This is a genomic window from Streptomyces sp. 8K308 (assembly GCF_004348315.1).
Classification (GTDB): domain Bacteria; phylum Actinomycetota; class Actinomycetes; order Streptomycetales; family Streptomycetaceae; genus Streptomyces.
This window is the reverse complement of record NZ_SMKC01000216.1, coordinates 1-12,114: the sequence shown is the minus strand read 5'-3', so window position 1 is coordinate 12,114 and position 12,114 is coordinate 1. Positions and strand designations below refer to the sequence as shown.

The 12,114-nt window shown below is 73.0% G+C and carries 12 protein-coding genes; 6 read left to right on the top strand and 6 right to left on the bottom strand.

Annotation, left to right across the window (positions count from 1 at the left end; all coding sequences use genetic code 11):
* The first annotated feature begins 86 nt into the window (after positions 1-86).
* On the top strand, positions 87-758 hold the full coding sequence (locus E1265_RS24740; protein ID WP_132933217.1) for an AMP-binding protein: 672 nt from the start codon (positions 87-89) through the stop codon (positions 756-758).
* A gap of 32 nt (positions 759-790) precedes the next feature.
* On the opposite strand, the gene mscL is transcribed toward E1265_RS24740, so the two are convergent.
* Positions 791-1,324, bottom strand: coding sequence for a large conductance mechanosensitive channel protein MscL (gene mscL / locus E1265_RS24735; protein WP_279571460.1), 534 nt, complete (start codon positions 1,322-1,324; stop codon positions 791-793).
* A gap of 126 nt (positions 1,325-1,450) precedes the next feature.
* Entirely contained in the window at positions 1,451-2,032 is a 582-nt protein-coding gene (locus E1265_RS24730; RefSeq protein WP_132933216.1) for an RcpC/CpaB family pilus assembly protein, read from the bottom strand.
* 140 nt (positions 2,033-2,172) lie between these two features.
* Here E1265_RS24730 and E1265_RS24725 point away from each other — a divergent pair, with 140 nt between their 5' ends.
* Positions 2,173-2,694 carry a methylated-DNA--[protein]-cysteine S-methyltransferase gene (locus tag E1265_RS24725; RefSeq protein WP_132933215.1) on the top strand — a complete coding sequence of 174 codons (522 nt, stop codon included), beginning with the start codon at positions 2,173-2,175 and terminating at the stop codon, positions 2,692-2,694.
* Between the two features lie 83 nt (positions 2,695-2,777).
* On the opposite strand, the gene E1265_RS24720 is transcribed toward E1265_RS24725, so the two are convergent.
* From E1265_RS24720 to E1265_RS24710, 3 genes are all read right to left on the bottom strand, one after another.
* Complete coding sequence (locus E1265_RS24720) at positions 2,778-3,617, bottom strand: S-methyl-5'-thioadenosine phosphorylase (RefSeq protein WP_132933214.1); 840 nt, start codon at positions 3,615-3,617, stop codon at positions 2,778-2,780.
* Positions 3,614-3,973: an FmdB family zinc ribbon protein gene (locus E1265_RS24715; RefSeq protein WP_132933213.1), complete on the bottom strand. Its 360-nt coding sequence runs from the start codon at positions 3,971-3,973 to the stop codon at positions 3,614-3,616. The genes E1265_RS24720 and E1265_RS24715 overlap by 4 nt, the downstream gene beginning before the upstream one ends.
* A gap of 100 nt (positions 3,974-4,073) precedes the next feature.
* Positions 4,074-5,549 (bottom strand): potassium/proton antiporter, encoded by a 1,476-nt coding sequence (locus E1265_RS24710; protein WP_132933212.1) that lies wholly within the window; start codon positions 5,547-5,549, stop codon positions 4,074-4,076.
* A gap of 253 nt (positions 5,550-5,802) precedes the next feature.
* Between E1265_RS24710 and E1265_RS24705 the strand changes: the two genes are divergently transcribed.
* Positions 5,803-8,553, top strand: coding sequence for a penicillin acylase family protein (locus E1265_RS24705; RefSeq protein ID WP_132933211.1), 2,751 nt, complete (start codon positions 5,803-5,805; stop codon positions 8,551-8,553).
* A gap of 61 nt (positions 8,554-8,614) precedes the next feature.
* Here the strand turns inward: E1265_RS24705 and E1265_RS24700 are convergent, their stop codons facing one another.
* The gene (locus tag E1265_RS24700; protein WP_279571459.1) at positions 8,615-9,235 is read right to left on the bottom strand and encodes a 5-formyltetrahydrofolate cyclo-ligase; all 621 of its coding nucleotides are present in this window, start codon (positions 9,233-9,235) and stop codon (positions 8,615-8,617) included.
* Positions 9,236-9,396: 161 nt separating this feature from the next.
* Here E1265_RS24700 and galU point away from each other — a divergent pair, with 161 nt between their 5' ends.
* The 3 genes from galU to moaC are packed head-to-tail and all read left to right on the top strand — an operon-like array spanning position 9,397 to position 12,111.
* The gene (galU, locus tag E1265_RS24695; protein ID WP_132933209.1) at positions 9,397-10,308 is read left to right on the top strand and encodes a UTP--glucose-1-phosphate uridylyltransferase GalU; all 912 of its coding nucleotides are present in this window, start codon (positions 9,397-9,399) and stop codon (positions 10,306-10,308) included.
* 25 nt (positions 10,309-10,333) lie between these two features.
* On the top strand, positions 10,334-11,608 hold the full coding sequence (glp, locus tag E1265_RS24690; RefSeq protein ID WP_132933208.1) for a gephyrin-like molybdotransferase Glp: 1,275 nt from the start codon (positions 10,334-10,336) through the stop codon (positions 11,606-11,608).
* 23 nt (positions 11,609-11,631) lie between these two features.
* Complete coding sequence (gene moaC, locus E1265_RS24685) at positions 11,632-12,111, top strand: cyclic pyranopterin monophosphate synthase MoaC (RefSeq protein WP_132933207.1); 480 nt, start codon at positions 11,632-11,634, stop codon at positions 12,109-12,111.
* The last annotated feature ends 3 nt before the right edge of the window (positions 12,112-12,114 follow it).

Genomic DNA, 12,114 nt, shown 5'->3' with positions numbered 1-12,114 from the left:
GCCCCCTTCCCCGCCCGAGGCGGTTCCACACCCGCGTCCAGCGAACGTTTATCCGATATCAATACCGGCCAACGAGGCTGGCGTTCATGTCCGGAGATCAACACGGCACGGGTGGCGGCTTCCGCCCGGCCGATGTGCTCAACCATGCCCAACTCCTGCGGCAGGGTGAGCAGGCCGCCCGCATGCTGACCAGACTCGGGGTGCGCGGCGGCGATCCCGTGGCAGTGCTCCTTCCCATGGGCCTGGAGTCGGTGGTGGTCACCCTGGCCTGCATCCGCCTCGACGCCCAGCGGATCACCCTCCCCATAGGCGACCACCAGGGCTACGTCCGCCACCGGATAGACAGCTCGGGCACCGGGGTGGTGATAACCGCCGACTCCTGCCAGGGAGAGGGCCGGCCCATCCAGGTCAAGGCCGGCCTGGACCGGGCTCTGGCCAGGTGCCCCGGGGTGCGCTCGGTCGTCGTGGTCCCGCAGCAGTCCAGGCCGGTGCCCTGGACTCCGGGCCGGGACCTGTGGTGGCACGAGGCCCTGGCCGGGGAGCGGCTGCCGCCCGAGCCGTACCCTGGGGCCATGAGCAGCACGCCGTCTCCCGAGGGACACCGGACCGAACCGCCGGTCAGCCGGCTGGTCTTCGACGACCCGCTGGAGCGCCGCTCGGCCGACGACGCCGACGAGGGCTGGGGCGAGCACCCGCCGGAGGACTCGGCGGGCGACCTGGCCCGCTTCATCAACGAGAAGCCGCCGCACCACCTCTGACGTCCGCCGCAGCCCGGCGCAACCGGCGGCGGCTACTCCCTGACGGGCCCGGCTGCCGGGCCGGCCGGCGGCTCCGTCTCGCCGGAGCGCTGCGCGCCCACGGTGGCCACCGGGCGGCCGGTGCGCCTGGCGATCAGCTCGTCCCTGATCTCGGTCAGCAGGTCGAGCTCGGTGGGCAGGGGCGCGACCTCCCCCGTCTCCTCCTTGCGCCTCATCCGCGCCACGAACCGGGTGAGCGGCAGGATCATCAGGAAGTAGACGACGGCCGCGGTGATCAGGAAGGTCAACGTGGCGCTCACCACCGAGCCCCAGCGGATCGCGACCCCGGAGTCGCCCGCGCAGTCGCCCCGCAGGCAGAGCTCGTAGGCGCTCAGGTCCCGGGTGCCGAAGGCGCCGACCACCGGGTTGATCACGCCCTCCACCATCGCGTTCACGATGTTGGTGAAGGCCGCGCCGATGACGACGGCGACCGCCAACTCCACCACGTTCCCGCGCATCAGGAAGTCCCTGAAGCCGCCCAGGACGCCCGTGACCCCGGCCACGACGCCCTGCCTCCCCTCGCTCACCGCTCCACCTCTCCCCGGCCGCGCCGGATTCGTCGGCCTGGCCGATTCCACACTGTTCGCGCGCCACACGCTGCATCAGTGGTGGGGACGCTGTCCAGTCGGGCCCCTCGCAAGCGGTAACGGGACTCACCATCGGGCGACCACCAGTTCGGACTCGGCGGCGGCGCCTGCCAGCTTCGCCGCGGTCTCCGGGGAGACCGTGAGCACCACCAGGGCGCCCCCGCCCGCACCCCCGTCCACCGGGGGCGATCCCGCGCCGTCCGGCACCTCCGCCACCCGGGCCCGCCGGGCGACGACCCGCGCCGCGCCGCCACCCTCGGCCGCCTCGGCGCTCGCCGCCAACACGTCAACCCGGTCGCCCGGGCTGAGCAGCCGGACCGCCGCCGCGTCGGCGATCCGCACCGGGGCCGCCACCAGATCCGCCGGCTCCCGCTCGCCCGCGCCGGGTGCCGGGCCCTCGCGAGCCCCACGTGCGGCCTCGCCCGGCCGCTCGGTCGGCTCCTGCGGCCAGGGCACGGCCAGGGCGAGTGCGGCCGACACGGCGGCGAACGCCAGGGCCACCGGCCGGCGTCGCCGCCGCAGCGCGCGGCGCAGCCGGTGTCTGCCGCCCCGGGGCCGCACGGGCGCGAACTCCGGCACGGCCCGGCCGCCGGGGCGGGGCGCCGGTGCGCTGGTGGTGGGACGGGGCGGGTCCTGAATCGAGTTCATGCCGCCACCGTGACCGGGCACGACGAAGCCCGCCCGCGCCTGTGGACAACCCACCGCCTGTGGATAACCTCGTCACCCCATGGGGGTCGATGTCCGATTGCCGCTAGCGCCCGGGGCCGGAAGGGCCGAGAGTGGATCAGATGTCCGTCGTCAGCTTCCAGCCCCGCACACCCGGGGCCCGCCCGCACCACACCGTCATCCCGTCCCCCCTCGGCGAGCTGCTGCTCAGCGGCGACGCCGAGGGCACCCTCAGCAGGATCGACCTGCTGGCCGACCGGCGCCCGGATCCGGCCTCGACCGCCGCCCCGGCCGCGTTCCGCGAAGCGGCCGACCAGCTGGCGGCCTACTTCGCCGGCCACCGCACCGGATTCGCGCTGCGGATCGCCACCGCCGGCACGCCGTTCCAGCTCAGCGTCTGGCAGCGGCTGGTCACCATCCCCTACGGCACGACCCTGAGCTACGGCGAGCTGGCCAGCAAGCTCGGCCGCCCCACCGCTGCCCGCGCCGTGGGCGCGGCCAACGGCGCCAACCCGGTGCCGATCATCGTGCCCTGTCACCGGGTGCTCGCCGCGTCCGGCGACCTGACGGGCTTCGGCCTCGGCGGCCTGGCCCGCAAGCGGCTCCTGCTCTCCCTGGAGTCCGGCCAGCGGACGGCCTTCTAGGCCCCGTCCTGCCGCCGGCACCCGAAAAAGGACGCACGCCGTCCGGGGCGGGTGACCGTCCGGGCGGGCGCCGAGGGCCGCCGCTACGGAAGGTCGATGCCCGTGGCCTGGCCCGCCAGGGCCGTGGCGCAGGGGCAGGCGCGGCTCTCGGTCGCCGGCAGGGCGGCGACGGCGTCGAAGAGGACGTCCCGCAGGCGGTCGACGTTCTGCGCGAAGACCTCGAGGACCTCGGCGTGCGAGACGCCTTCGCCGGCCTCGGCGCCCGCGTCCAGGTCGGTGACCAGGGCGAGCGACGTGTAGCAGAGCTCCAGCTCGCGGGCGAGCGCGGCCTCCGGGTGGCCGGTCATGCCGACCACCGACCACCCCTGGGCCGCGTGCCAGCGCGACTCGGCCCTGGTGGAGAAGCGCGGGCCCTCGATGACGCACATGGTGCCGCCGTCGACGGCCTCCCAGCCGCGCCCCGCGGCGGCGGCCAGCGCCGCCTTCCTGCCCTCGGGGCAGTACGGGTCGGCCAGCGAGACGTGCACCACGCCAGGCCGCGCGCCGTCCGGCCGGGGCTCGCCGTCGAAGTAGCTGTTGGCCCGGCTCCTGGTGCGGTCCACCAGCTGGTCGGGGATCAGCAGCGTGCCGGGGCCGTGCTCGGGCAGCAGCCCGCCCACGGCACACGGGCCGAGCACCTGCCGCGCGCCCAGGGCACGCAGCGCCCACAGGTTGGCGCGGTAGTTGATGCGGTGCGGAGGCAGGTGGTGCTCGCGCCCGTGCCGGGGCAGGAACACCACCTCGCGGTCGGCGATGGTGCCCACGAACAGCGAGTCGCTCGGCGCCCCGTACGGGGTGTTGACCGTGACCTCGGTCACGTCGTCGAGGAACGAGTAGAAGCCGGAGCCGCCGATGACCCCGATCTCCGCCCGCGGGCCCGTCATGCGGCGGAGGCGGTGCTGCCGGCGCTCTTCGTGGCCGACCCCGTCGAGGAAGACGTCGATGACGAGGACGAGGACGAGGACGAGGCGGAGGACGACGAGGTCGACGCCGTGTCGCCGCTCTTGCCGCCCTTGTCACCCGACTTCCCGGACGACGACGCCGGGCTGCTGGACGACGAGGTGCTGCGGCTGTCGTTGCGGTAGAAGCCCGAGCCCTTGAACACGATGCCGACCGCCGAGAACACCTTCTTCAGCCGCCCCTGGCAGCTGGGGCACACCGTCAGTGCGTCGTCGGTGAACTTCTGCACCACCTCGAGACCCTCGTGGCACGCGGTGCACTGATACTGATAAGTCGGCACGAACTCCTCCTGGCACTCATGGTCATGGAGTGCTAACGACGGTCCATCGTGCAACATTCCGGGTGCGGAAGTCCACTGCCGCCCCCGACCCCGACCGCGCTCACGCCGCCCGCCGTCGCCACTCCGGGTGCAGCCAGCCGGCCAGCTTGCCGCCCCGCCCCACCGCGATCAGCCGCTGCTCCACCGCCTCCCGCACCTCGTCCGTCGCCACCACCAGCAGTTCGTCGCCGCGCCGCAGCACCGTGGTGGGCCCCGGCACGAAGCTGGCGCCGTCCCTGACCACCAGCGTGACGGCGGCCTGCGGCGGCAGCCGCAGCTCGGCCACCTCGACCCCGTGCATGCGCGAGGCCTGCGGGATCGACACCGAGAGCAGGTGGCCGCGCAGCCGCTCGAGCGGCGCCGACTCGATGTCCACGTCCACCGTCTTCTCGCCCTCCCCGATCCGCAGCCGCCGCGCCAGCCACGGCAGCGTCGGCCCCTGCGCCAGCGTGTAGAGGACCACGAGCACGAACACGACGCCGAAGATCCGGTCGCTGTCCGGCACGTGCGCCACGACGGGGATGATGGCCAGCACGATGGGCACCGCGCCCCGCAGCCCGGCCCAGGACAGCAGCGCCTGCTCCCGCCACGGCCGGCGGAACGGCGTCAGGCAGAGCGCCACGGAAAGCGGCCGCGCGACGAACGTGAGCACCCCGCCCACGATCAGCGCCGTCCCCACGTCGTCCCAGAGCACCCCGGGGTCGACCAGCAGCCCGAGCAGCACGAACAGGCCGATCTGCGCCATCCACGCCACGGCGTCCGCGAAGCCTCTGGTGGCTGGTCGGTGCGGCAGCGCGGCGTTGCCGAGCACCAAGGCGGCCAGGTAGACGGCGAGGAAGCCGCTGCCGTGCAGCAGCGCGGCGCTGGCGTAGGCGAGCACGGCGAGGGAGAGTACGGCGATCGGGTAGAGGCCGGAGGCGGGCAGCGCGATCGCCCGCAGCGCGAGGGTGCCGAGCCGGCCGACGAGCAGCCCGACCGTGAGGCCGACCGCGAGCTCGAACGCCATCTCGCCGAACAGCACCCACCAGCTCGCCTCTCCGTAGTGCTCGGAGAAGGCCACCACCAGGATGACGACGGGCGCGTCGTTGAAGCCGGACTCGGCCTCCAGCGTGCCGGTGAGCCGGCGCGGCAGCGGCACCCGGCGCAGCACCGAGAAGACGGCGGCGGCGTCGGTCGAGGAGACGACGGCGCCCATGATGAGGGCGGCCTGCCAGTCGAGGCCGACGAGGTAGTGGGCGGCGGCGGCCGTGACGCCGACGCTGACGCCGACGCCGAGCGTGGCGAGGACGGCCGCCGTGGGCAGCGCCGGCCTGATCTCCTGCCACCGGGTGGCGAGGCCGCCCTCCGCGAGGATGACGACCAGCGCCGCGTAGCCGATCACCTGGGTGAGCTCCACGTCGGTGAACTCGACGCCCAGGCCGTCCCGCCCCAGCATGACGCCGATCGCCAGGTAGAGCAGCAGCGAGGGGAGCCCGCTGCGCGAGGTGAGCCGGACCGCGGCAACCGCCACGAGCAGGACCAGGGCGCAGCCGAGCATCAGCTCGTTGAGGCGGTCGACAGTCAGCGGCGGGCCCTCACATTTCCGAATCCGTGGTGTTTTCCGCGGTGCTTTCCGTGGTGTGCGATCCGAACCGGATGCACCTTACAGCGACGTCAAATCGTCGCCTTTGCGGTGAATTTACCATCATATGAACGCGGCGGCCCGGGCTGCTGACTCCCCGTAGGCTCACCTCAGTGGCCGTATGTCTATGGTTGCTTCCAATCGCTCAGCTGCCCTGTGAAGGACAGACATGCCCGCCAAGAAGCCAAGGCGACGCGGTCGTCTGATCGTGATCGCGCTCGTCATGCTGCTCGTGGCCGGAGTCGGCTACGGCGCCTACTGGAGCATCAGCATCGTGCGGGCGTCCTTCCCGCAGGTCTCGGGAGAGCTCGCGATCGACGGGCTGACCTCCGAGGTCACCGTCGTCCGCGACGCCAACGGCATACCGCAGCTGTACGCGGACACGCCGGAGGACCTGTTCCGCGCCCAGGGCTACGTGCAGGCGCAGGACCGTTTCTACGAGATGGACGTGCGCCGACACCTGACGGCGGGCCGGCTCTCGGAGATGTTCGGCTCCGAGCAGGTCGAGACCGACGCCTTCCTGCGCACCCTCGGCTGGCACGACATCGCCCAGCAGGAGTGGGACGAGCAGCTGTCCGACGAGACCAGGAGCTACCTGGAGGCGTACACGGCGGGCGTCAACGCCTACCTCGAGGAGCGGGAAGGCGCCGAGCTCTCGGTCGAGTACGCGGCGCTCGGCCTCGTCAACGACTACGAGCCCGAGCCCTGGGAACCGGTGGACTCGGTGGCCTGGCTGAAGGCGATGGCCTGGGACCTGCGCGGCAACATGCAGGAGGAGATCGACCGGGCCCTGCTCGCGCAGCGGCTCGACCCCCAGGAGATCGAGGAGCTCTACCCGCCCTACCCGTACGAGCGAAACGCCCCGATCGTCGCCGAGGCGGCCGACGACGGCACCTCGGGTCGCGGCGGCACGGACGGCTCCACCGGCGTCGGCGACGGCTCCACCGGGCTGGGGGACGGCACCGGTGACGCCACCGGCATCGGGAGCGCGTACGAGGACGTGTCGACCCAGCTGGGCGCCCTCACCCGCACCCTGGACGAGATCCCGAGCCTCCTCGGCCCCGACGGCAGTGGCATCGGCTCCAACTCCTGGGTGGTCTCCGGCGAGTACACCACCACCGGCATGCCGCTGCTGGCCAACGACCCGCACCTGGCGCCCTCGCTGCCCGGCGTCTGGTACCAGATGGGCCTGCACTGCAACGAGGTCAGCGCCGAGTGCCCGTTCGACGTCTCCGGCTTCACCTTCTCCGGGATGCCGGGCGTCGTCATCGGCCACAACCAGAGCATCGCCTGGGGCCTGACCAACCTGGGCGCGGACGTGACCGACCTGCGCCTGGAGAAGCTGGAAAACGGCAACTACGAGATCGACGGCCGTCAGGAGCCGTACGAGACGCGCACCGAGGAGATCCGCGTCGCCGGCGGCGAGACCCGTGAGATCACCGTCAGAACGGTCGACGGCCGCCCCATCATCTCCGACCGCGACGAGCAGTTGGCCGGCGTCGGCGACAGCGCCCCGGTCGACGCCGCGGCCCCGGACCGGGGCGAGGGCTACGCCGTCTCGCTCAGCTGGACCGCGCTGACGCCCTCCCGCACCATGGACGCCGTCTTCGGCCTCAACGCGGCCACCAACTGGGACGAGTTCCGCGCCGCGGCCGCGGACTTCGCCGTGCCGTCGCAGAACCTGATCTACGCCGACACCGAAGGCAACATCGGCTACCAGGCCCCCGGCGCCATCCCGATCCGCGGCGAGGGCGACGGCCGCTACCCGGCCCCCGGCTGGGACTCCTCCTACGACTGGGTCGACACCATCCCGTTCGAGGAACTGCCCTCCGAGTTCAACCCGGACCGCGGCTACATCGTCACCGCCAACCAGGCCGTGGTCGACGAGGACACCTACCCGTACATGCTCACGGACGACTGGAGCTACGGCACCCGCAGCCAGCGGATCGCCGACCTGATCGAGGAGACCATCGCCGACGGCGGCGTGATCTCCATGACCGACATGCAGTCCATCCAGCTGGACAACAGTAACGAGATGGCCCGCAACCTGGTGCCCTACCTGCTGGACGTCGAGATCTCCGACCCCTACGTGCGCGAGGCCCAGGACCTGCTCGTCGACTGGGACTACAACCAGGACGCCGACTCGCCGGCCGCCGCCTACTACAACGCCGTCTGGAGCAACCTGCTGCAACTGGCGTTCGGCAACAAGCTCCCCAAGGAGCTGCGCGTCGAGGGCCAGTGCCTCCTGGTGCGCCCGGCCGACGAGTCGCAGCCGATCGAGGACCTCGACGGCAGCACCCGGCTGATCAACGAGTGCGGCGAGCGCTCCCCCGAGACCGCCCAGCCGGACGGCGGCGACCGTTGGTTCGAGGTCGTCGGCGGCCTGCTCGAGGACCCGGAGAACGAGTGGTGGTCCACGCCCGCCACCCGCACCCAGGAGGCCGCCGAGAACCGCGACGAGCTGCTGGCCCGCGCCATGCGCGACGCCCGCTGGGAGCTCACCGCCGAGCTCGGCAAGGACATCGACACCTGGAGCTGGGGCCGGCTGCACCGCCTGATGCTCAACAACCAGACGCTCGGCACCGAGGGCCCAGGACCCGTGCAGTGGCTGCTCAACCGCGGCCCGTGGAACCTCGCCGGCGGCTCGGACGCGGTGGACGCCAGCGGCTGGAACGCGGCCGGCGGCTACGACATCACCTGGGTCCCCTCGATGCGGATGATCGTCAGCCTCGACGACTTCGACGAGTCACAGTGGATCAACCTGTCGGGCGCCTCCGGCCACGCCTTCCACGCCAACTACACCGACCAGACGGAGCTGTGGGCCGACGGCGAGTACCTGCCGTGGCCGCACAGCGCCGAGGCGGTGGCCGAGCGGGGCCAGGACACCCTGACCCTGACACCGACCAACGCCGGCGGCTGACGGGCGGGGTGACGGACCGGGTGACGGGCTTGACGGAGTGGGTGGCGCGTTCGTGAACGGTTCACTCGACCGGGGTGAAGCGGTGCACGCCCTCGGGCGTGACCGCCGCCTGCACCGGCCGGTCGTGAGGCTCCCACGGCAGCGCGTCCACCAGCTCGTGGCCGTAGACGAGCGCCACCAGCGCCGGACGCGCGCCGGCCGCCGTGATCCGAGCGAGCACCCGGTCGTAGGAGCCGCCGCCGCGGCCCATCCGCACCCCGCGGGAGTCCACGGCAAGGCCCGGCAGCAACACCACGTCGGCTTGGGTTACCGCGTCCCGGCCGAGGCGCCGGCCGCTCGGCTGCAGCAACCGGATACGGCCGGCGTGCTCCGCCTCCACGAGCCGGCCCGCGCCCTCGTACTCGGCCCAGTCCAGGTCGTCGTCAGGCAGCAGCACCGGCAGCAGCACCCGCACCCCGCGCGCCCGCAGCGTGGCGAGCAGCGAGGCGGTGCCGGGCTCGCGCCCCACCGACACATAGGCGGCGACCGTGCGCGCCTCGGCCACCTCGGGCAGTTCGAGGGCACGCTCCGCAAGCTCACGCGACGCCTGCGCCACCTCGTCGTCCGCCATGGCGGCGCGCACCGCCAGCAGGTCGCGCCTGACCTCGCGCTTCTGCGCCGCGATCTCCGGGCTCGCTTCCACAGTTACCGCCCACGCTCCCTTCACAAGTATTCGCGACCGTACCCAATCAGTCCCATTCACACGCATTCAGAGTCAATGCAAAACTGCTCATAACGTGACGTTCATCTGCATTCACCTGCAAAGTGCTCGGTCCAGGCACACTAGATGGATAAGGTGACCGCATGACGTCACCACGCCCCCGACTCAGCAAGGCCGTCATCCCCGTCGCTGGGCTCGGCACCCGGTTCCTCCCGGCCACCAAGGCCACCCCCAAGGAGATGCTGCCGGTCGTCGACCAGCCCGCGATCCAGTATGTGGTGGAGGAGGCGACGGCCGCCGGTCTCACCGATGTGCTCATGATCACGGGGCGGAACAAGCGCCCGGTCGAGGACCACTTCGACCGAAACTACGAGCTTGAGGACGCGCTGCGCCGAAAGGGTGACGAGGAGCGGCTCTCCCGCGTCCAGGCGTCGACCTCGCTCGCCACCCTGCACTACGTCCGCCAGGGCGACCCCAAGGGCCTCGGCCACGCGGTGGCCTGCGCCGCCCCGCACGTCGGCGACCAGCCGTTCGCCGTCCTCCTCGGCGACGACCTGATCGACCCCCGCGACCCCCTGCTCACCACCATGATCGACGTCCAGACCGAGCGTGGCGGCAGCGTGATCGCGCTGATGGAGGTCGACCCCGAGCAGATCCACCTCTACGGCTGCGCCGCGGTCGAGCCCGTCACCGACGGCGTGATGCGCGTGACGGGCCTGGTGGAGAAGCCGAGCACCGCCGACGCCCCCAGCAACTTCGCGGTCATCGGCCGGTACGTCTTCGACCCCGGCGTCTTCGAGGTGCTCGCCAAGACCCCGCCCGGGCGCGGCGGCGAGATCCAGCTCACCGACGCCCTGCAGACCATGACCGCCAAGGGCGCGCCCGGCGGCCCGGTGCACGGCGTCGTCTTCAAGGGCCGCCGCTACGACACCGGCGACCGCGCCGACTACCTGCGCTCCATCGTCCGGCTGGCCTGCGAACGTCCGGACCTCGGGCCCGAGTTCCGCACCTGGCTGCGCCAGTACGTGGCCGAGGAGATGCCGGCGCTCGACTGACGCCGTGGCTGACACACTGTCCGTCATGTGGTCAGTCGACGAACATCTGGCGGACATCCTGCGGTCGGTCCGGCCGCTCGCGCCCATCGAGCTGCCGCTGCTTGACGCGGCCGGCTGCGTGCTCACGGAGGACGTCACCGTGTCCGCCGCGCTGCCGCCGTTCGACAACAGCTCGATGGACGGCTACGCCGTGCGCGTCGCCGATGTCGAGGGCGTCACCGAGGAGTTCCCCGCGGTCCTGGGCGTCGTCGGCGACATCGCGGCCGGCAACGGCAACCTGCCGACCGTCGGCCCTGGGCAGGCGGCCCGGATCATGACCGGCGCCCCGATCCCGCCAGGCGCCCAGGCCGTGGTGCCTGTGGAGTGGACGGACGGTGGCGCCGGCGGCGGCCCCGCGTCCGCCATGGTCCCGGGCGCCCCCGGGCCCGAGGTCCGCGTCCACCGGCCGGTCACCGCGGGCCAGCACATCCGGCCGCGCGGCAGCGACGCGGCGGCCGGCGCCCTGGCGCTCGCCGCCGGCACCGTCCTCGGCCCGCCCCAGCTCGGGCTGCTCGCCGCGGTCGGCCGGGCGGCCGTCCCCGTCCACCCGCGCCCACGGGTCGTCGTGCTGTCCACGGGCAGCGAGCTGGCCGCGCCCGGCGAGCCGTTGGAGCCCGGCCAGATCCACGACTCCAACAGCTTCGCGCTCACCGCCGCCGCCCAGGCCGCCGGCGCCGTCGCCTACCGGGTGGCGGCCGTCGCCGACGACGCGGCCACGCTGCGCGCCGTCCTCGACGACCAGCTGGTGCGCGCCGACCTCGTCGTCACCAGCGGCGGAGTCAGCGTCGGCGCCTACGATGTCGTCAAGGAGGCGCTGGAGCGGGAGTCCGGGATCGAGTTCCGCAGGCTCGCCATGCAGCCGGGCAAGCCGCAGGGGTTCGGGCTGCTCGGCCCGGCCGGCGTCCCGCTGTTCGCGCTGCCGGGGAACCCGGTCAGCTCCTACGTCTCCTTCGAGCTGTTCGTCCGCCCCGCGCTGCGGGCCATGGCCGGGCTGCCGGCCCAGGACCCGCGCCGCCCGCGCGTCCGGGCCCGGCTCGTCGCCGACGCGCCGCTGTCCTCGCCGCGTGGCCGCCGGCAGTTCCTGCGCGGCGCCCACACCCCGGCGGCCCCGGGCGAGCCGGTCGGCACGGTCGCGCCGGTCGGCGGCGCCGGCTCGCACCTGCTGGCCGCCCTCGCCCGCGCCGACGCGCTGGTCGAGATCCCCGAGGACGTGACCGAGGTCGAACCGGGGACCGAGCTGACGGTGGTGCTGCTGGGCTGAGCCGGGGAGTACCGTAGCTCCTCATGAGCGCCCCTCATCTCACCCATGTCGACGCCCAAGGCGCCGCCCGGATGGTCGACGTGTCGGAGAAGGCCGTCACCACGCGCACCGCACGGGCCACCGGGAGGGTGCTGGTGTCGCCCGAGGTCGTCGGCCTGCTGCGGGACGGCGCTGTGCCCAAGGGCGACGCGCTCGCCACGGCCCGCATCGCCGGCATCATGGGCGCCAAGCGCACCCCGGACCTGATCCCGCTCTGCCACCCGCTGGCGCTCTCCGGCGTCCGGGTCGAGCTGACCGTCGCCGACGACGCGGTCGAGATCGCCGCCACCGTCCGCACCACCGACCGCACCGGCGTGGAGATGGAGGCGCTGACGGCGGTGAGCGTCGCCGCGCTGACGGTCGTCGACATGGTCAAGGCGGTCGACAAGGCCGCCGTCATCACGGACGTCAGGGTCGAGGCGAAGACCGGCGGCGCCTCGGGCGACTGGAGCCGCCCCCGATGACGC

Excerpts from the sequence above, each read along its gene's own strand:
- E1265_RS24740 (WP_132933217.1), top strand. The coding sequence starts at position 87 with ATGTCCGGAGATCAACACGGCACGGGTGGCGGCTTCCGCCCGGCCGAT.
- E1265_RS24730 (WP_132933216.1), bottom strand. The coding sequence starts at position 2,032 with ATGAACTCGATTCAGGACCCGCCCCGTCCCACCACCAGCGCACCGGCG.
- E1265_RS24725 (WP_132933215.1), top strand. The coding sequence starts at position 2,173 with ATGTCCGTCGTCAGCTTCCAGCCCCGCACACCCGGGGCCCGCCCGCAC.
- E1265_RS24720 (WP_132933214.1), bottom strand. The coding sequence starts at position 3,617 with ATGACGGGCCCGCGGGCGGAGATCGGGGTCATCGGCGGCTCCGGCTTC.
- E1265_RS24710 (WP_132933212.1), bottom strand. The coding sequence starts at position 5,549 with ATGCTCGGCTGCGCCCTGGTCCTGCTCGTGGCGGTTGCCGCGGTCCGG.
- E1265_RS24705 (WP_132933211.1), top strand. The coding sequence starts at position 5,803 with ATGCCCGCCAAGAAGCCAAGGCGACGCGGTCGTCTGATCGTGATCGCG.
- galU (WP_132933209.1), top strand. The coding sequence starts at position 9,397 with ATGACGTCACCACGCCCCCGACTCAGCAAGGCCGTCATCCCCGTCGCT.
- glp (WP_132933208.1), top strand. The coding sequence starts at position 10,334 with ATGTGGTCAGTCGACGAACATCTGGCGGACATCCTGCGGTCGGTCCGG.
- moaC (WP_132933207.1), top strand. The coding sequence starts at position 11,632 with ATGAGCGCCCCTCATCTCACCCATGTCGACGCCCAAGGCGCCGCCCGG.